The sequence below is a fragment of the Clostridium cadaveris genome (genome assembly GCF_020911725.1).
Classification (GTDB): domain Bacteria; phylum Bacillota; class Clostridia; order Clostridiales; family Clostridiaceae; genus Clostridium_X; species Clostridium_X cadaveris.
The window spans coordinates 920,473-941,432 of record NZ_CP076620.1 but is presented as its reverse complement, the minus strand read 5'-3'; the positions used below and the strand labels follow the sequence as shown (position 1 = coordinate 941,432).

Genomic DNA, 20,960 nt, shown 5'->3' with positions numbered 1-20,960 from the left:
AAATATATATACGATTAAAAAGTAATTTTTGAAACATACTATTACTAAAGGAAGGTGATCAAGTTGAGTAAAGGAAGTAAAAACTATCCTCCTAATGACAGGACTTTTTTAAAGCCAACAAAACATGAGCTTTGTTCAAAATCAAAAGATGGATCTGACAGTGTTAAACTACCAAGTCCAGTAACAGATGATATTGTTGTAAATAATATCGCTAATGCTGAATTTGATTACACTCATGTACCTGGCGAAAGTGAAGATTTCTAATAATCAATATTCATTACCTTTCTAAAAAAGACTAGGAGCACTGCTCCTAGTCTTCTTAATTTGTAAACTGTTCTTGAAGGATAATCTCTGTGGCTTTCACATAAGGATTTCTGTGAAATCTTTTTTGAAGAATATTATTATTTATATAATTTGAACCTCTCTATTAAAGTAGTCATAAGTGAAGCTGGTAATACTTCAAGTTCGTCTATAGTCAGATTATCTTTAAAATTTTTAAAAAATATTTCTAGTCTATCCTCATTTATATCATTTATAAATTCTGATGACACATAAAAAATTCTTGGTTTGCCATCATAAAAAGATAGCAAACCAACATAATCTGTAGTAGATAATTCATTCTGTATATAGTCGTAAGCTTCTTGTACCAAATATACATTTTCTAATATACATTTCTTTTCTTCACTAAAATTAAAGTTTTTTTTTGAGACATCATTGAAGAAGCCGTGATTTTTTATTATATTCTTATATATTTTTCTTAAATATTTTGTAAGTCTCCTATTTACTCCTTCTCTTAATGCAACAGCATTATTTTGAGATAAACTCATTCCCTTTTCTTCAAGTTCCCCAAGGGATATATCTTTAAATTTTATATTTGCTAATGGATTCTTTTTGCATTTGTTATCTCTAACAACAAAATACGCTATTATTACTGCAATTCCAAATACTAAGGCTATGTATAGCAAAATCATATACCACAACTCCATTCCCTTATTAAAATCCTCTATACTTTATTCTTTCCACATAACTAAAATTTTATGTATGTGTTTATCTCATATATTTTTAATAAAGTGGGGAGGTACATCCCCCTAACTAAAAAAAGCAGCTGCAAAATGCATAAGTCACTTTACAACCGCTTATTAATAGTTTTTACTTTTTCTCATACTCTAATGTTTTATAACTGCTTTTTATCTGTTCTTCAGTAAAATTGACTATGCCCGCTTCTTTTTCTTCATTATTTCCGATATTTTCATAATCCAATTTTACAGAGTTATAATATCTCCTACACTTCTCACATTCTTTTAAATGTTCATTTACTAAATTATCACTTTCATTACTAATCAGCCCCTCTACTTTTAATGGAATCAAATCCTTTATAACATTACAATCACTCATAACTTCACTCCCTCACTATTTTTTCTTTCACTCTAAAGAATATAATTTTACTTATTAGTGCAGTAATCTATATGTTTCGTTACAATCTAATTTTAAACTATGAATAACCAATTAAAAAGGATGGTAAGCATCTATTAATATCAGCTTACCATCCCATAAACTTTATAACCCTATATGACTTGAAGTCCTAATTCATTTTTTATTATATCTTCATAGGTTTCTCTTTTGCATATAACTCGTGATTCACCATTATTTACAAGAATTACTGGTGGCTTGGGTATCTTGTTATAGTTTGAACTCATTGAATAACAATACGCTCCTGTAGACATTATGGCAATTATATCCCCTATTTCAACTTGTGGAATATTTATATGATTTATTAGGACATCTCCGCTTTCGCAGCACTTCCCTGCTATAGTAACATTATTTACACAAGTTTCTTCTGCTTTGTTGGCTATGAGGCATTCATAGCTTGCACTATATAAAGATGGTCTTATATTGTCTGTCATCCCTCCATCTACAGATACATAGCTTCTAACATTAGGTATTTCTTTAACTCCTCCTACAGTGTAAAGAGTTGTTCCTGCATTACCTACAATAGCTCTTCCTGGTTCTATTACTAAATCTGGAATCTTAACATTAAATTCATTGCATATTCGTTCCGTCTCAGTTATCATGTCTCGGCAGTAATCTTCAATTGTCATTGGAGTATCACCTTCTGAGTAGTATATTCCAAAACCTCCACCTAAATTTAATTCTTCAATCTCTACATTCCTTGAATCTTTTATGCTTTTTACAAGTCTAATCATAACCTTAATAGCTTCCTTATGACCTTCCGTATTGAAAATCTGAGATCCAATATGACAGTGAAGCCCCTTGAGATGAATGTTCGGCATATTCTTTAATTCATCCAATACATTAAATAAATTGTTTTCTAGAAGAGTAAAGCCAAATTTCGAGTCAATTTGTCCAGTCTTTATATATTCATGAGTATGAGCTTCAACACCTGGAGTCACTCTTAATAGTATATTTTGTATCTTCTGTAAAGCATGAGCTGTCTTGTTTATTTCATAAAGTTCCTCGATATTATCTACCACAAAAGTTCCTACCCCATATCCTAATCCCATGCGTATCTCTTGATTAGTCTTATTATTTCCATGGAAATAAATTTTCTCCATAGGGAATCCGCTTCTATATGCTGTATATAATTCTCCTCCTGATACTACATCAAGATTCAAACCTTCCTCATTTACAAGCTGTGCCATGGCTATTGTCAAAAATGCTTTTCCAGCATAAACAACTTTATTTCTTCCCTCTATAGCATTGAAAGAATCCCTAAACTTTCTACAATTTTCCCTTATGAATCTCTCGTCCATTACATATAGTGGTGTTCCATACTCTTTAACTAAGTCTAAAGTATTTATTCCTCCTATATAAAGATTATTATTTTCTAAATTCATTGTTCCAAAAATTCTCATATTTTTCTCCTCCCCTGCGTGCATAAAAAAAGATATAACAAAGGACACCTTCGTTATACCTCGGAAAGAGACTTAACAATTTTGGTGTACCTCTGTAGCTCCCCACTAATAATAGTGACAGTTCATCATATATTCTATGATGAACCAGGATTAATTCGTGCCAAATTTAATCCTTCGGCTATATTTCCTTTCACTTTATATCACAGCGTGCCCGCTAATAAAGCTACTTATAAATACAGCTCCTCTACCCTAAGGTTACAATAATAATTTGAATTTTCATTATTTTTAATATATTATTATATATAATATATAACTAATATCAGATTGTCAATATATAAATTAAGTCCTTTATATAAAATTTAATATTTACCATATGATTCATGGAAATATATATTAAATATATGATATAATATATAGATATTTCTATTACAAAAGGACGTGAAATAATGCTTTCTAAATTCTTAATCAAAACTTTTGTGAAAAATTCTGAAAATACATCAGATGAAAATGTTAGAGGGGCTTATGGATTTCTTGCGGGGATTATCGGAATCATTGTTAATCTTTTTTTATTTGGAGTTAAACTTACGGTAGGTATGATATCTCAAAGTATAGCCGTAACTGCTGATGCATTTAATAACTTTACAGATGCTGGTTCTTCTCTTGTAACCATATTAGGATTTAAACTTTCTAATATGCCTGCAGATGAGGAGCACCCTTTTGGACATGGAAGGATAGAATATCTTTCAGCTTTAATTGTATCTGCCATGGTTATGCTTGTTGGACTTGAATTCATTCGTTCTTCTATTCAGAGAATATTAAATCCTACACCAGTACAATTTGAAGTAATTCCTTTTGTGCTTATTTTATTTTCAATATTATTTAAAATCTGGCTTTCTAGATTCAATGTACTTATTGGAAAGAAGATTAATTCGTCTGCCCTTAAAGCAGCAGGATTAGATGCTCTTGGTGATGTTGTAACTTCAAGCACTGTTGCATTATCTCTTTTAGCTTCTAAATGGACAGATTTTCCTGTAGATGGATATGTAGGTGTAGCTGTAGCTCTTATGATTTTATACTCTGGCTTTAAGCTAACAAAAGAGACATTAAACCCTCTTCTTGGAGAAGCCCCAGACCCTGAACTGGTTAATGCCATAAAAGATCAGGTTATGTCTTATGATAATATAACAGGAGTTCACGATCTTATAATACACAACTATGGTCCTGGAAAATGTATGTGCTCTATTCATGCAGAGGTTCCTGCTAATATGTCTGTAGTTAAGATTCATGAGATTATAGATGCAGCTGAAAAAAATGTATCAGAAAAATTAAATATTTATCTTGTAATTCACATGGATCCAATCAATGTTGATGATGCTGAGGTTATGGAAACTCAATATGAACTATTGAAAATCTTAAATGAACATCCATTAGTAAAATCTATGCATGATTTTAGAATAGTTGGGTCTGGCGAAAAGAAAAATTTAATCTTCGACGTAGTTGTTGATTCCAATAGGAAAAAAATACAACTATCTGATGAAGACATAAAACATGATATATGTGAGAAAGTTAAAAAAATATATCCTACGTACAATTGTGTAATAACAATAGATAATGATTTTCTACATTATCATTAAAAGTTTAAATTTCAAACAAAATGGGTTTAATGAAATGATATATACATTTCATTAAACCCATTTTTCTTAAGAATTAAGTTTATAGATATGTTCCTTCAATATAACACCATTTTTTATAGATATTATATTGTCAGCTGCTTTCTTTGCAAAACTCATGTCATGAGTTATGATAAGTATAGACATCCCTCTAGCTGCTAACTCCCTTATTAGAGCAGCAACATCATCTACAAGCCCAGGATCTAATGCTGATGTTGGCTCATCGAAACACATAAGAGATGGATTCATCATAAGTGCTCTTCCTATAGCAACACGCTGCTTTTGTCCACCCGAAAGCTCACTTGGATATGATTCTTCCTTTCCTCTTAATCCCAAAAGTTCTAATAATGTTCTTCCTTGAATCACGGTCTCATTTTTCGTCTTTCCTAAAACTTTTTGAGGAGCTTCAACTAGGTTTTCTATAACACTCATATGTGGAAAGAGATTAAAATCTTGAAACACTAGTCCAATCTCTCTTCTAACCTCTTTAAGCTGTTTTTTATCAGCATATTTTCCATCAATACAAATGTAATCATTATTTATTTTAATTGTACCTCCATCACACTTCTCTAAGACGTTTATACATCGCAACAGTGTGGTTTTCCCACTTCCCGATGGCCCTACTATTACCGTAACTTCTCCATTCATAACTTCTAGATTTATATCTTGCAATACTATATCTTTTCCAAAACTCTTCTTTAACCCTGTTATACTAAGCATTTCTCTTATATCTCCTAACTATAGTAATTATATTTTCCTTCTACATTTCTAAGCATCTTAGTCAAAGCCCCTACTATTATAAGATAAACAACACCTGCTAATAATAGAGGTATAAGAGACGCTTCCCTGTTAGATGCTATTTTGGCAACTCTCAACAATTCATCAAGTCCTACAATATAAACCAAGGAAGTATCTTTTACTAACGTTATTATTTCATTAGAAACAGCTGGAATTATCCTTTTTACAGCTTGAGGAAAAATTATTCTAAAGAATATATTACTCGGTGTCATTCCCAATACTTCTCCACCTTCATACTGTCCTTGATCTATAGAACTTATTCCACCTCGAAATATTTCTCCAAAGTAGGCTCCATAATTTAAAACAAAAGCTATTATTATAGCTGCAAATCTATCAAATTTTATACCTATAACAGGAAGTCCAAAGTATATAAATACTACCTGAAGCAATAAAGGTGTTCCTCTCATTATCCATATATAAATCTCTGTAACTCTAGAAATAATTTTTATCTTAGATAACCTTCCTATTGCTGTGATGACGCCTAATGGCATTGCAAGAATTATTGTAAATATAAATACCTTCAAGGTCATTAAAAGTCCAGATAAAAACTGAGGCATTAATTCTACTATCATTTGCATATCTTTAAGTCTCCCATCAAAATTTAAATAATTCTATTTCAATATGTTTTCTCCAAACCATTTATTACATATATTTTCTCCAGTGCCATCTTCCTTAATTTCTTTATAATACTTATTTATATCATTAATCAGCTCTTCATCGTCTTTTCTTGCTCCTACAGCATAAATTTCCTTTCCAAAGTCACCGTTTAATATTTTAAACCTTTCTTCGCCTCTTTGTTTCATGTAATATCTTGCTAATATTTCATCAACAACTACAGCATCAAGTCTACCTGCGTCTAAATCCATAAGGGCATCATTATAAGTATCAAACAACACTAGTTGTCCATCTTTAAAGTTCCTTGTTAATTCCTGATCTTTATTTATTGCTTCTAAGGAGCTTGATTCACTTTGTGTTCCAACTTTAGCACCTTTTAAATCCTCCTTAGATGAAAGCTTTGAAGTAGCTAAAACTATGATTACTTGTCTATTGTCTAAATATGCATCAGAAAATTTAACCTGCTCTTTTCTTTCTTCTGTTACACTGTATCCATTCCATATGAGATCTATGTTTCCTTGATTTAATTCTGATTCTTTCATAGTCCAATCCACAGGCTGAAACTTAACTTTTCTTCCGCTTCTTTTAAATATCTCTTTGGCTAAATCCACATCAAATCCTACAATCTCTCCCTTTTCATCTTTATATCCCATAGGAACAAATGTATCATCTAGTCCTATTATTACAGTATCATTATTTTCATCAGCTTTTACACTATCTTTACAACATGCCACAACATTTACTGATAATAATACTAACATTATAATTACTGTTATTTTTTTTATAACTTTTATATTTGATTTCATATTTATTCCCCCTAAACTCATAGTATACTTTAACACTTTACCACGCTAAATTGATAAAGTCAATAATTTATCTAATTTTTATTTAAAAATACAAATCCTTGAAAGTGATTTCAACCTTCAAGGATTTATATAATCTACTATTTTAAATATTTTCTTTCGTATCTTTGATACATTACTAATGCTACTATAGTAAAAAATAATGGTCCAGCTATCATAAAGATAGTAGAACTCATGTCTCCTCTTGTAGCTGGTTCAACTATTGTAAATATATTTGCAAACAATACAGTTAGTGTTACAACTACAGTTGCAACAAGTGATGAAGCATGACTCTTATATGCAACGAAAGGTCTATCTATATTCTCTATTCTTTTAAATCTTGCAAAAGCTCCTGATAAAAACATGTATGGAAGAGTCATTGCAACATTAGTCATAAGAACTAATTTTTCAAAAAATTCAGCAGCACCTTCGCCCCCAAAGGATACGATGGCTATGAATACAGCAACTATTACGCATTGTACCCACATAGCATTCTTAGGCATTCCATCTGTTATTACAGAAAGTTTTCCTGGCCAAAGTTCTTTTGGTGTACCTTCTATAAGTTGTTTTAATGGCGAATAAGATAATGTAAAAAAGGCTCCTATTAAAGCCAAGAACATAGAAATTCCAACAAATCTAGCTACCCACAATCCTATATTTAACGATACAGCTTCACTTAATCCTACACTTGTACCTATTGCGTAACCTAAATTTTTCATTACCACATAAGCTACATTTCCAAGGTGTACATTCTTTGTAGATAATGACTGTCCCCAGTTAGTAAAGATTCCTATTAAAAGAACTCCTAATGAGTATCCTATAGATATAATAATAGCTGCTATTGAAAGCCCCTTAGGAAAAACTACTTCTGGATTCTCAGTCTGATCTACAAGTCCTCCAACAGCCTCTATTCCTCCATAAGCAAATATTGCAAAAACGGAGAATGAAAGCATTGCAATTGTTGTTTTGTAAGCCGGATTAGGTGAATAAAGAAAACTCTCATAAGAAACTATTGGTTCTGCAAGTTTTCCTCCATTTAAAATTAGAACAACTACAGCACCTATTAAGAGAACTATATTTAAAAGTGCTACAGCGGTTCCACCTATTGATGTTACCTTTGTTATTTGTTCTAATCCCTTTGTAGCTATAAATGTAATAGCTATAATTAGTAATATGCCTAAGACTCCTAAAGTACGTGTAGAATTAAGTCCAAATATGGACCAATTTACTGTAGTGTCTGTTCCTGAAATAGCATTAGCAAAGGGAATCCATATAGCTGAGCATATATTAACCATCCATACTATATAAGATGCATACCACATAAATGTTCCTATAAATGCATATTTAGGACCTACAGATTTATCCATCCAGGAGTATATTCCTCCCTTCTCATTCTTGAATGCTGCTCCGTATTCAGCTTGCATAAATGCATATGGAATAAAAAACAATATAGCTGAAATGATATACCAAGGAACAGCTGCATATCCCATAAGATAGAAGCCTCTTGGTATATTAGCGAATCCAAATACGGAAGTAAAAATCATTAATATAAGAGCCATCATGGACATCTTCTTGCCCTTCAATCCATCATCTGACATATAAAACTTCCTCCTTTTGTTTTATTTTTCCCTACTATGTTTCCCCATAATTCTTTAATACATTACAGAAAAAAAGAATACATGAAATATTTTTTATTTCATGTATTCTTTAAATATTTTTATATATTTATTTTTTTATAGAATCATTATACATCAGTAATTTATCTGCAGTGTATTCATCTACTACAAGACAATTTATGTATCCTCCATTAATAGCTCCTATTATTGCAGGAATACAATTATCTCCTCCAGAAATACCTATAGAAAATTCTTTTTCTCTTAAATCCTCTAATTCTATACTGGTATTTCTATCATTTAAATTCTTATCATATATGGTACCATCTACGTTAAAGAATCTAGAACAAATTTCACCTACTGCTCCTTTTGCCCTAATATCCTCTAACTCTTCTCCTGTTATATAACCACAATTTGATATAGTTGACTTTTTAGATGGATATCCAATGGTAAATACAGCAATGTTAGCTTTTTTCCCTAGATCCACAACGCTTTTTATACTTGGTTCATTTAAAAGCTGTTCTTTTAAAAGTTTGCTGCTTACCATAACTGGTGCATGAAGATATCTTACTTTAGCATCAAACTTTTCTCCTAGCTTTTCTGCTACAAAATATGATATTTCTTCTCCTTTTCCGTTAGGTATGCTTCCTTTAAGCTGAACTACTGTAAGATCTTTTATTTCACGAGAAATCATGCTATCTATCATATTTTTCATGGTAACTCCCCATGATACTCCTATGATATCTCCATCTTTTAAAATACTCATGACATATTCTGCGGTTTTTGCTCCTATGACTGATTTTAGAACTTCACCTTCTTCTAAAATAGCTATCTTTACGTCCTTTAATCCTAAAGCTTCAGCCAATTTCAGCTCCTTTTCTTTAATTATAGAAAATGGATCTAAAACTACAGTCCTTATATACCCAAGCTCCTTAGCCTTAGTAATACTTCTAGATACTTTTGCTCTAGAGATATTTAAGTCATTAGCTATTTCTTCTTGTTTAAGTTCCTCTTCATAATACATTTTGCATATTCTTATAATCAGTTCTAAATCATTGCTTTTCATATTTACCACCTTATATCAATAGAACTCTGCTTTTTAATAGCCAGTTGCCTCTTGATTGTTTATTATCTTTAAAAGTGAACTAGTACCTAATCTGCTTGCTCCTGCTTCTATAAACTGCTCTGCAGTTTCTAAGTTTTTAACGCCACCTGCAGCCTTGATTTTTACATCTTTTCCTACATATTTAGCAAAAGTTTGTATATCTTCAAGAGTAGCACCTCTTGTTCCAAATCCTGTTGAAGTTTTTATGAAATCTGCCTTTGCGTTTGTTACTACTTTGCATAGTTCTATCTTTTCTTCATCAGTTAAGAAGCAAGTTTCAATTATTACTTTTAAGATTTTATCTCCACAAGTTGCTTTTAACGCTTCTATTTCAGCTTGGATTTCGTTAAATTTTTTATCTTTAACATGTCCAAGGTTTATAACCATATCTATTTCATCAGCACCGTTTTCTAAGGCATCTTTTGTCTCAAAGTTCTTTACAGCTGTTGTTTGGTATCCATTTGGAAAACCTATTACTGTGCATATAGCTAATTTATCTCCAACATACTCCTTAGCTTGCTTAACATATGATGGTGGAATACATACTGATGCTACTTTGTTTTCCATTCCTTCATCACAAATTTTCTTTATTTCTTCCCATGTACAAGTTTGTTTTAATAGAGTATGATCTACTGTATCTAATATTTTTCTAACGTCCATCTTCATTACCTTCCTTTTCTATTATTTATAAATTTATAAAAATGAAAATGTTTCTACAAATTTATTATACCATACTTTTTATTCACTTCCATAAAATATCGAAATTTATTTCATATATTTTATAATTGAATTTTTTTTCTTAATTACTTTATAATAAATTTATTTCATATATCTTATTTTTATTTTATCTAAAACAAGTTTTTTAATTCCTTTTTACAAAAAATAAAAAAGCCATAATGAAGAGAATATTGATGTGACCCCCAAAAGTTAGACTTTATTAGCGAGACAGTTTCGGCTGCCTCGCTATTTTTATGCAGCCAAGAGTTTGAGTCTGTATTGCACAGGACTCATCCATCCTAGTTTCTCTTTAATCCTTTGTTCATTGTAGTACTTTATATATCTTTCTATTTCAGATTTCAATTTCTCATAACTGTAATAAACAACACCATAGTATATTTCCTGTTTCAAGAGTCCAAAGAAGTTTTCCATTACAGAATTATCGTGACAGTTTCCCTTGCGGGACATGCTCTGAAAAATCCGCTCTTCTTTAAGACGATGTGAGTATGACTTCATCTGGTAAGCCCAGCCTTGGTCAGAATGAAATGTTCTTTGATATGGGCAATCAGATGTTATTTCAATGGCTTCATTTAGAGCATTTATCACATTGGTGGCAGAAGGCCGCCTATCAATACCGTAACTTAAAATCTCACTGTTACACATATCCATAAACGGATCCAAGTATAGTTTGTGCATCGTCATATGTCCCTTAGAATCTACCTCATAGTATTTAAACTCAGTAGTATCTGTTGTGATTTTCTGATGAGGGATATTGGTATTAAAACGTCTTCTGATTCTGTTGGGCGCAACTGTTCCGACCTTGCCTTTGTAAGAACTATATTTACGACTTTTTCTAGTAAAGGAAGCAACTTGGAGATTTAGTTTCTGCATGATTCTCTGTACTTTCTTTTTATTAACAATAAAGCCCTGATTTCGAAGTTCACCATATATTCTACGATAGCCATAATCCTTGTTTGTGTTATGTATTTCTAAGATTTTATCCTCAATTGCCTGGTCAGGATTTTCCCTATCAAATCTTTTCTGCCAGTACATATATGTTGCCTTCGGAAAGCTAACAATTGCGAGAATATCTTTTAGTTTGAAGTCTCCTCGGAGGCTGTGGATGATTCTCGCTGTTTTTTCAGAAGAGTTTCCTTCTCTAAACGCAGCCTCCTCAGTTCTTTTAAATAGGCATTCTCAATTTTAAGTTTTAAAAGTTCATCTTCAAGTTGTCTCACATGTTCAGCACTTGTGTCTACTGGAGTAATTTCTGAAGATGACTGTACTTTTTCTTTCTTATTATTTGACACCAATGACTTCTTACGACCTTTCTTCTTCGGTCTCAATGCATCAACACCTGCAATATTAAAATCATTGACCCATTTACATATCTGTACTGGGTTGTTGATTTTCTCTTGGAGAGCTAAATCCTGATACGAAACCTCACTTGATAAATATAACTCTACCACATGAAGTTTATATTCAAAAGAATAATTATTTTTTTTTCTTGAGCGCTTTAATCCTTCATCACCCATTTTGGAATAAGATAATACCCACTTCTTAATGTTACTCCACGCAGGAATACCATAAGTCTTGGCAAGATACGGATATCCGCCTTCACCATTTAAATATGCATCAACAACCTTTTTCTTAAATTCATAACTGTATTTTGCCATAAAAAATCGACCTCCAATTCGTTAGATTTTTGGTCTAACTTTTGGGGGTCGGTTCATATTCCTCTGCCTTATGGCTTGTCAAATTATTTTACATTATCTAAATATATAGGGAAAGCTTGTTGTCCTCCCATAAGAGGCTCTACATACCTTACCATATCTTCTGTTATAAAGTCATTTTCTAAATCAATCCACTGTTTTGGTAAAAGTTTTGTATGATTTGCCACCTTTTCTATTTCTATTGGCTTTATCTCATAAGTATAAGGCTTATCACAAGTTCTTATTATACCTGGAAGAATTCCACTTAAGCCTTGGTTAGCAAAATTAACTGCATTTACTCCAAGTTCAAAAGCTTCCTCTACATCTACAGATGAGGAAACATGAGCTGCACATCTTTGCAGTATATTTAACTCTACACATTTGACTCTCTTGATTATTCCAGCATCTATAAGCATTTGTCTAAGTTTTTGTCCAGCTCCTCCAAGTTGAGCATGTCCAAATGTATCATGACCTGCATTGATTGAAGAATGAGACACAAAAACTCCATCTTCATATCTTATTCCTTCAGATACAACTATATAAAGTTTATCTTTTTTTGTTAAATCTTCTTTTATAGTACTTAAAAACTTTAAATCATTAAAAGGATTTTCTGGTACATATATATGATCTACAATCCTTTGTCCATTAAGTTTAGCTGCTGCTGCTGAGGCTGCAAGCCATCCTGCTTCTCTTCCCATTGTTTCTAGTATGATTACACTTTTCCCCTGGTATACACTGTCATCTAAGGCTGTTTCCATTATACATGTATTTACAAACTTAGCTGCACTTCCAAATCCAGGAGTATGGTCCATAACCTCTAAATCATTATCTATAGTTTTGGGAACTCCTATCGCTCTAAAGTCTATATTATTCTTCTTAGCATATATACTTAAGTTTTTTACTGTGTCCATTGAGTCATTTCCACCTATGTAAAAAAAGACTCCTATATCATATTTCTTAAAAATATCAAACAGCTTTTCATACTGCTCTTTATTTTCCTGAATTCCTTTTAATTTAAATCTACATGATCCTAATATAGCCGCTGGAGAATGCTTTATTATCTCCCTTTTCTCTTCAGATAAAGTTGATATGTCTTTTATATTTTCTTTTAATATTCCTTCAATCCCATTAATTCCAGCAAAAATTTTATCAAACTTTCCGCTTTTTAATGCTCCTTCTAAAACTCCCATAAGACTACTGTTGATAACAGCTGTTGGTCCTCCCGATTGAGCTACTATACAATTCATAGATCAAATCTCCTTTTCCACGGTTTATCTTTTAGCTTCATCTAATAATATATAACTCATATTTTCACCTATAGTGATACTTTTTCTAAAATAGAGTACTCTTTATACTATATAATTATATTATAAATTACTCTATATGTAAAAATATTATAAGTTCCTTTATTATGTGGTAATGTGTTTTAAAGCGTTTACTTTTCAATAATCCTTTATATTTGGTATAGAATTATGTTTACATTAAAATAAGATGATATCTAAAAAGATATCATCTTATAAATTGTCTATTCATCTTTAACCTTAAAATAGTTTCCTTCTATAATTTTATTAGCTATAGGAATAGCATTTTTTATATGCTGTTCTTCTTCTTTTGTGTTAGGATTTCCAACTATTTCTCCAAAATTTAAAACAGTAAAGTTTCTTTTTGTATTTAATAGATTTCTTCCCATTACTGTATTAATATACTTATCCTTTTCCACCCCTAATGCATATAAGACTGTAGGCATCATATCTACCTGTCCTCCTATTACATCTCTTATTTCTCCATTTATTGAAGGATTATATATTATAAATGGAACTTTCTTTTCAGGACTCTTCCACTGCTCTTTTATTCCATTAATTGCTTCTATCTTATCTTGATAAAATTTGTGTGGACCTGAATGATCTCCATATATAACTAACACTGTATTGTTCATAAGCTTATTATCATTTAGGTACTTGACTAGGTTTCCAATCTCATTATCTACATAACGTATACTTTGAAAATAAGCTCCAAGTATCGTATCCTTTATATTGTCTGATAAATTAAGTTCTTTTTTATTATCAGGTATATCAAATGGTCCATGACTTGTAAGTGTAGCCGCATGAAGAAAGAATGGAGTTTTTTCATCTTTTATAAAGTCTACAGTCTGCTTAAAGAAAGATCCATCTGACAATCCCGGTCCAATTATCTCATCAAGTTTATAATCATTTATATCATAAGTGGTTTCAAATCCAAAGTTCTTATGATTTGTTCTCCAATTCCAATTTCCTGATCTTTCTGGATGTACAGATATAGTTTTATAATTCTCACTTTCTAATATATTTGCTAAAGAATTATATTTATTAAACGCATATCTAAAATAAGTAGCTCCTTGTCTTACAGGATACAAAGATGTATTTGATATGAGATCTCCATCTGCACTAGTTCCATTATTAACATTATCATATATATTATTAAAGTAATAGCTGTTATTAAGCATTTTATTGATGTTAGGAGTTATTTCCTGACCATCTACAGTTTCATTTATCACAAATGACTCTAAAGATTCAACTTGAAGGAATATTACATTTTTGCCTTTTAAAATCCCCTTGTACTTATTATCTGGGAGATTTTCATCATTTTCCTTGTACCATTCATCTATAGCCTTCATATCATCTTTGCTAAGATCTTTTACCTTATTTGCAACAAAGTGATTATAAATATCAAAAGCATGATATCCTAAAGGTGATGTATTTGACATAGTTTGGAATGGTGCCCAAGTTGTTTTAAAGAAAAGCATATCTCCGTTTGTCTTATCTTTCACATCTATATAGATATGAGCTCCATATATATATGCTACTGATAAAACTATCAACACAGCTGATGTTAAAATATTCTTTCCTAAAGATTTAAATCTACCTCTATAATACTCTTTGTATTTTATAGCTATAACTAAAAGAACTATTATGTCTATAAAAAATAATATATCTACAAGGTGTATATGCTTGAATAAATTAACATCTCCGGGATTAAAGCTTCCTGGATGGAAAAGATATTCTACTGTCAAAAATCCACCGTATTCTCTATAATAAACTAAATCTGCCCATAAAAGCATTGACACAAATAAATTTATTATTATGTAATATGCTAATCTTCCACGTCCCTTAAAGCACAAACCTATAGCCATTATTATAACTACAAACAATATGTGACATATAAAAGGTGGCGGAGAAAAGTACATTCTTGCTATGTTAAAAGTTGCTGAATCTTTTCCATGGATAAGTGCCAAGAACATCAGTGTTTTTAGCCATATCAAAAATCCAACTATTAAAAATAGCTTATCTCTTTTCTTAAACCATTCTTTTAAATTAAATTTAGTCATCGATGCACCGCCTATCGCTAAAATTCTTTCATCAGTTTAATATTATATCACATAAAAATGAATATTAATTCCTTTCTTTCTTAAGAAAAGCTGAATTAATTGGAAATCATATATTTCCCAACTAATTCAGCTTATACTTTATCCTATTCTAAAATCATAAAGCCTATGAAGTGCTCTTGTGCTCATTATATACTTAACTAAATCCTGCCCCTCTTTATTTTCATCTACTATGATTACTCCGTCAAATTCAAGTCCTTTTGCAAGGTAACTCGGTATAACTACTACTCCGCCATTATAAATCATGTATTCATTATCTATGCTTCTAATATTAATACTCTTTTTAAGCTGCTTTGATATTTCTTTAGTCATAGATGACGTTCTACATATTACTGCTATATTTTCTAATCCATCTTTTAAAAGTAATTCTATAGTTTCTTTAATTCTAGTTATTGAATCACCTATATTTTTGAAGTTCTGAACTTGAACTTTTTCTCCTTCTCTTACAAATGGAACCTCTTCATAACCCGTAAAACTATTTGCATATTCCATAATCTGTTTTGTAGAACGATAACTCTTTTTCAAATTGAATTCCTTTATACTCTCACTTTCAAGTATATCATTTAAATGCATCATAGGAATGTTTTTGTTTACTATAAGTCTTTGGTTGCAATCCCCTACAACAGTGAATGATTTTGCTCCTGTAAGTTCCTGTATAACCTTAAATTGAAGTGAAGAATAGTCCTGAGCCTCATCAATTACAACATGCTTTATGTCATCATTAGATTTTAATCCCCATAACTTGATTTCTAGATAAAGCATTGGTGCCAAATCTTCATCTATAAGCACTCCATCTCCGTTATATTTCTTATATATGCTGTAAACGTCCTCTCCATCAAGCCAGTTTAAGCTTTTTCTTGTATTCATAACATCTCTAATTAAATCCCTAATCTCAAGTCTTCTCTTAAATTCAAGATCATTTTCTTGGAACTCCCTATCACTTTCAGATAAGGATTCTCGCTTTTCCTTATACTTAGCCTTTATATCTCTAAATATATTATCTCTTTCATCTTTTATTCTGCTTATACAAATTCTTTTTATCTTTGCAGCCCTTCTAAATAAAGGCATAGATTTGTAGTAATCACTGAACATAGCTTTTATCTCTTCTGCATTTACTACTACTTTCCCTCTAAACATTATATTTTCAACATTATAATAGTTTTTCTCTAATTTCTCTATAAGTCCATCAAGATTATCTATGAAACTTTCAGAAGTCTTTTTTAAAATATCTTCTTCTAAAGATTTATCTCCTTCTAATACCTGCTGCATTTTTGTAGAAAAATCCATTATTTCTTCTGGAATATTCAAAAGACTTAATGCAAATTCTCTGAAGGTATTTTGCTTTACTCCATCCTCTCCTAGTGATGGAAGAACTCTTGATATATACTCCATGAAAATAAAGTTAGGTCCAAGTATTAGAACCTTGTTCTCTAAATATTTTCTAAAGTTATATAATAAATAAGCTATCCTGTGAAGAGCTATAGTAGTCTTTCCGCTTCCAGCTACCCCATTTACCACAACAACACCGTTTCTAGGCTGTCTTATTATCTCATCTTGTTCTTTTTGAATAGTTAAGATTATGTCTTTTAATTTCTCATTTGTATTTGAACTCAACACCATTTGAAGTATCTCATCCTTAACGTCCAAATCCGAATCAAAAAGACCTAAAAGCTCTGATCTCTTTATTATATACTGCCTTCTTTTCTCTATATCAACATCCACTCTGCCTGCTGGGCATTCATAATGATATTCTCCTAAAGTTCCAGCATAGAATAAAGATGCTACAGGAGCTCTCCAGTCTACTATAGTTGGAAGATATGCACCTTCTTTTTTAAGCCCATATTTTCCTATGTATATATCTTCCACTTCTTCAATATCTTTGTCTAAAAATGTTATCCTTCCAAAATAAGGAGATAGTTTAAGCTCCGTAAGCTCCTTTAATCTCTTATCTATGATTTTAAAGCTTTCTTCCTGAAGAAATTTATCATGATCAAAATATTCAATACCCATATCTTCATCATCTCTATATTCTTCAAGATTTTCTTTTCTATATTCTTTTATATAGTTCATAAAGCCTTTTCTTTTATCTAAAGTACTTAGTATCTCATCATTTATCTTTTCTATAGTTTCTTTTAACTTAAGCTTTTCCATATGAAACTGTATTTCCTTTTCCTGGTCTTTCAAGAAATTATTCTCACTCACCATTGTCATCTCCTTTTTATGAAAAGTAAAACTGACTCATAATATTAGTATTACCTTAATGAGTCAGTCCTATAAATTACTATTCTTCTATAATCTCCTCTTTATCAAAAGCTATTCCCTCTTCATTGCTAAATAGTTCTGGCTTTTTAGCCTTTACTATTTCACTAAATTCTTCACCTAGTAAAGTTTCCTTCTCTATAAGAGTTTCGGAGATTTCTAGTAAAAGTTCTCTATTATCACTTAAAAGCTGTATTGCCTTATCATGACATGTTTTTATTATACTAAGAGTTTCTTCATCTATTATAGATGCTGTTTCATTACTGCATTGCTGAACAGGTCTTCCGTCAAGATATCTGCTAGACATAGATTCTAAAGCCATCATGTCAAATCTATCGGTCATTCCGTAAATAGTAACCATATTTCTAGCACTTTGTGTTGCTCTTTCTATATCGTTAGAAGCACCAGTAGAAATTATATTAAACTCTACTTCTTCTGCTGCCCTTCCTCCAAGCATTACTGTTATCTGATCTAAAAGCTCATCTTTAGAAACAAGATATTTTTCTTCTGCTGGCAGTTGCATTGTATATCCTAAAGCTCCCATAGTTCTTGGAACAATAGTTATCTTATGGACAGGGTCAGCATTCTTTAACAAGGTAGCGATAAGTGCATGACCAACCTCGTGAAATGCCACTATCCTCTTTTCCTTTGGAGAAAGGATTCTATCCTTCTTCTCCTTACCTGCTATTATAACTTCAACTGCCTCTTCTAAATCTTCTTGCATAACCATTTTTCTATCATTTGCAACAGCTCTAAGTGCAGCCTCATTAACTATATTTGCTAAGTCCGCTCCTACAGCACCTGGGGTTCCCTTTGCTATAGAATTCAAGTCTACATCATCTGATAGCTTTACATCCTTAGCATGTACTTTTAAAATTGCCTCTCTTCCTTTAAGGTCAGGTCTATCTACTATAACCCTTCTATCAAACCTTCCAGGTCTTAAAAGTGCCTTGTCCAACACTTCTGGCCTGTTAGTTGCTGCTAAAATTACAACTCCTTTAGAAGAATCAAATCCATCCATTTCAGATAAAAGCTGATTTAGTGTCTGTTCTCTTTCGTCATTTCCTTGTATAGATCCCTCTCTGCTTTTACCTATAGCATCTATCTCATCTATGAACACAATACAAGGAGCTTTTTCTTCTGCCTGCTTAAATAAGTCCCTGACTCTGGCAGCTCCCATACCTACAAACATTTCTACGAAATCAGAACCAGACATAGAGAAAAATGGTACCTTAGCTTCTCCCGCTACAGCCTTAGCCAAAAGAGTCTTTCCAGTACCAGGAGGTCCTACTAAAAGTGCTCCTTTAGGAAGCTGTGCTCCTATGTCTGCATACTTTTGAGGATTGTGAAGAAAATCAACTATCTCTACAAGAGATTCTTTTGCTTCTTCTTGTCCTGCTACATCTCTAAAGGTCTTTCCTGTTTCATTTTCAGCATAAAGTTTCCCAACATTCTTTCCGAAGGACATAACTCCTCCACCCATTTTCTTGTCTAATCTTCCAAAAAGCAATTTACCTAAAAACATAAATATGACAATAGGTCCTATCCAATAAAAGATTATATTAGTTATTGGGTCGTTGGTTTGAACATTTCTTTTCATATCTACATTATTAGTCTTTAAAATCTTTATAAGGTCCGGATCATTTATATATCCTGTATATAAAGTCTTATTTGAATACTCATTGTTCTTCTGAGGTATTATGAGTATCCTATCTCTCTCCATGATTACACTTTCTACTTCATTGCTTTCAACCATATTTAAAAATTCATTATAGGTTATTTCTTTTGTAGTATACGATGTTATCAAATCATTAATAAATAAAACCATAAGTAAAGTTATTATCACATATGCTAGAGTAAATTTAGTTTTTTTATTTTTAAACATGTCTCCGCCTTATGGCATTTCACATCCTTTCGTATCCATATATCTGTCTTGTTTTAAGGATGACTTGCAAAACAAACTATTTTGCAAGTTCATATATAGCTCTTCCATATATTTTTGCACTCATCATTAAATCATCTATGCTTATATATTCATTTGGTTGATGAGCCAAATCGCCTCTGCCTGGGAAAGCTGGTCCAAATGCCACTGTATTAGGCATAGACTTTGCATAAGTTCCTCCTCCAATAGCTAAAGGTTCTGAGTCAAATCCAGTTACCTCTGCATAAGCCTTTTGAAGTTTCTTAATAAGCTCATGATCTTTTGAGAAGTAAAGAGGCCCTACTTCATCTATATCTTTAATCTCAATTTCTGATTTCTTTAATGAATTTTCTATTCCATCTAGTATCTCTGTTTTATTTTTAGTAACAGGGTATCTTATATCTATTCTGAAATCTAATGAAGTTTCACTCATATTTATAACTCCTGCATTTAATGTTAACTTTCCTGAAGGCTCATCCCATAAGCCGGCTCCTATGTTTTCTCCATTAACATCTCTTCCAATCTTATGTGCAAGAGTATCTATTATAATTCCTGCTTTTCCATCTATATCTAGAGTATTTAATGCAAGTATAAGTTCCATTATAGCATTTTTTCCTTTTTCTGGAGTCGAACCATGAGCAGATACTCCATGAGATTTTAAAATCATTCCCTCTTCACACTCTTCTATATCTATAGCAGCTCTATTTTGAATTATATAGCTATCTAATATAGCCCTATCTGCACCCTTGACTAATGCTTCACAATATCCTGGTACTATATTGGCTCTTTCTCCTCCCTTTATATAAGATATTATGACATTTCCACTTTGAGAAAAGTCACTATGCATTGTAAAGTTCAATATTCCCTTTTCAGCATAAATTATTGGAAACTCTGCATCTGGAGTAAACGCCATAATAGGTGCCTTTTCTTTTTTTAGATAATATTCTATCTCACCGCAGCCTGTTTCCTCATTAGTTCCAAAAATTATCCTTACCTTTTTGCTTAATGGAAGGTTTAAATCCTTTATAGCTTTTAATCCATAAAGTGCTGCAATTATAGGCCCCTTGTCATCTAGAGATCCTCTTCCCCATACCTTTCCGTCGCTTATTTCTCCTCCATATGGTTCATGATTCCAGCCACTACCTTCAGGTACAACATCTAAGTGTCCTAATACTCCTATATACTCGTCACCATCACCATACTCTGCATATCCTGCATAGCCATCTACATTTTTGGTTTTAAAGCCTAATTCCTCTGATATTTTTAAAGCTTCCATCAGTGCATCATTAACTTCTTTTCCAAATGGCATTCCTGGAAGCGCTTGCCCTTCTAAACTTCTGATTTTCAAAAGCCTTTGGGTTGAAGAAAGAAGTTCCTCTTGTAATTCATCTATTCTTTTATTTAACATAATTAT

Annotated in this window: 17 protein-coding genes and 1 riboswitch; of the genes, 2 read left to right on the top strand and 15 right to left on the bottom strand. The window is 31.7% G+C overall.

Features of this window, described 5'->3' with window-relative positions:
* Positions 1-63 precede the first annotated feature (63 nt).
* Entirely contained in the window at positions 64-264 is a 201-nt protein-coding gene (locus tag KQH81_RS04260; protein ID WP_027637346.1) for a hypothetical protein, read from the top strand.
* Between the two features lie 137 nt (positions 265-401).
* Here KQH81_RS04260 and KQH81_RS04255 read toward each other — a convergent pair whose 3' ends face one another.
* The 3 genes from KQH81_RS04255 to lysA all read right to left on the bottom strand — a co-directional run bounded on the left by KQH81_RS04255 (position 402) and on the right by lysA (position 2,873).
* The gene (locus tag KQH81_RS04255; RefSeq protein ID WP_074844807.1) at positions 402-971 is read right to left on the bottom strand and encodes a hypothetical protein; all 570 of its coding nucleotides are present in this window, start codon (positions 969-971) and stop codon (positions 402-404) included.
* A 178-nt stretch (positions 972-1,149) separates the two neighbouring features.
* On the bottom strand, positions 1,150-1,395 hold the full coding sequence (locus KQH81_RS04250) for a zf-HC2 domain-containing protein (protein ID WP_074844810.1): 246 nt from the start codon (positions 1,393-1,395) through the stop codon (positions 1,150-1,152).
* Positions 1,396-1,565: 170 nt separating this feature from the next.
* Positions 1,566-2,873 carry a diaminopimelate decarboxylase gene (gene lysA / locus KQH81_RS04245; protein ID WP_074844813.1) on the bottom strand — a complete coding sequence of 436 codons (1,308 nt, stop codon included), beginning with the start codon at positions 2,871-2,873 and terminating at the stop codon, positions 1,566-1,568.
* A gap of 87 nt (positions 2,874-2,960) precedes the next feature.
* A riboswitch (Lysine riboswitch) is annotated at positions 2,961-3,128 on the bottom strand.
* Between the two features lie 191 nt (positions 3,129-3,319).
* On the opposite strand from lysA, the gene KQH81_RS04240 reads away from it, so the two are divergent.
* Entirely contained in the window at positions 3,320-4,507 is a 1,188-nt protein-coding gene (locus tag KQH81_RS04240) for a cation diffusion facilitator family transporter (protein ID WP_074844816.1), read from the top strand.
* 66 nt (positions 4,508-4,573) lie between these two features.
* On the opposite strand, the gene KQH81_RS04235 is transcribed toward KQH81_RS04240, so the two are convergent.
* From KQH81_RS04235 to pepV, 12 genes are all read right to left on the bottom strand, one after another.
* Positions 4,574-5,263: an amino acid ABC transporter ATP-binding protein gene (locus KQH81_RS04235; RefSeq protein WP_027637350.1), complete on the bottom strand. Its 690-nt coding sequence runs from the start codon at positions 5,261-5,263 to the stop codon at positions 4,574-4,576.
* 14 nt (positions 5,264-5,277) lie between these two features.
* Positions 5,278-5,919 (bottom strand): amino acid ABC transporter permease, encoded by a 642-nt coding sequence (locus tag KQH81_RS04230; RefSeq protein ID WP_027637351.1) that lies wholly within the window; start codon positions 5,917-5,919, stop codon positions 5,278-5,280.
* A gap of 33 nt (positions 5,920-5,952) precedes the next feature.
* Positions 5,953-6,762: an amino acid ABC transporter substrate-binding protein gene (locus KQH81_RS04225; RefSeq protein ID WP_027637352.1), complete on the bottom strand. Its 810-nt coding sequence runs from the start codon at positions 6,760-6,762 to the stop codon at positions 5,953-5,955.
* A gap of 137 nt (positions 6,763-6,899) precedes the next feature.
* Positions 6,900-8,396, bottom strand: a complete 1,497-nt coding sequence (gene yjeM, locus KQH81_RS04220) for a glutamate/gamma-aminobutyrate family transporter YjeM (protein ID WP_230028993.1) — start codon at positions 8,394-8,396, stop codon at positions 6,900-6,902.
* A gap of 127 nt (positions 8,397-8,523) precedes the next feature.
* Complete coding sequence (locus KQH81_RS04215) at positions 8,524-9,477, bottom strand: sugar-binding transcriptional regulator (protein ID WP_230028992.1); 954 nt, start codon at positions 9,475-9,477, stop codon at positions 8,524-8,526.
* Between the two features lie 33 nt (positions 9,478-9,510).
* Positions 9,511-10,176: a deoxyribose-phosphate aldolase gene (gene deoC / locus KQH81_RS04210; RefSeq protein WP_027637355.1), complete on the bottom strand. Its 666-nt coding sequence runs from the start codon at positions 10,174-10,176 to the stop codon at positions 9,511-9,513.
* 309 nt (positions 10,177-10,485) lie between these two features.
* Positions 10,486-11,909 (bottom strand): IS3 family transposase gene (locus KQH81_RS04205; RefSeq protein WP_230028991.1). Its coding sequence is split into 2 segments (ribosomal slippage): positions 10,486-11,420 and positions 11,420-11,909, totalling 1,425 coding nucleotides; the frame shifts between segments, so codons are not numbered across the junction.
* Positions 11,910-11,992: 83 nt separating this feature from the next.
* Positions 11,993-13,192, bottom strand: a complete 1,200-nt coding sequence (locus KQH81_RS04200) for a 6-phosphofructokinase (RefSeq protein WP_230028990.1) — start codon at positions 13,190-13,192, stop codon at positions 11,993-11,995.
* A 278-nt stretch (positions 13,193-13,470) separates the two neighbouring features.
* Positions 13,471-15,309 (bottom strand): LTA synthase family protein, encoded by a 1,839-nt coding sequence (locus tag KQH81_RS04195; protein ID WP_035770173.1) that lies wholly within the window; start codon positions 15,307-15,309, stop codon positions 13,471-13,473.
* 138 nt (positions 15,310-15,447) lie between these two features.
* Positions 15,448-17,571, bottom strand: a complete 2,124-nt coding sequence (locus tag KQH81_RS04190) for a HelD family protein (protein WP_035770174.1) — start codon at positions 17,569-17,571, stop codon at positions 15,448-15,450.
* Positions 17,572-17,647: 76 nt separating this feature from the next.
* Positions 17,648-19,510 (bottom strand): ATP-dependent zinc metalloprotease FtsH, encoded by a 1,863-nt coding sequence (gene ftsH, locus KQH81_RS04185; RefSeq protein ID WP_051196123.1) that lies wholly within the window; start codon positions 19,508-19,510, stop codon positions 17,648-17,650.
* A 76-nt stretch (positions 19,511-19,586) separates the two neighbouring features.
* Positions 19,587-20,957, bottom strand: coding sequence for a dipeptidase PepV (gene pepV, locus KQH81_RS04180; RefSeq protein ID WP_027637359.1), 1,371 nt, complete (start codon positions 20,955-20,957; stop codon positions 19,587-19,589).
* Positions 20,958-20,960: the final 3 nt, after the last annotated feature.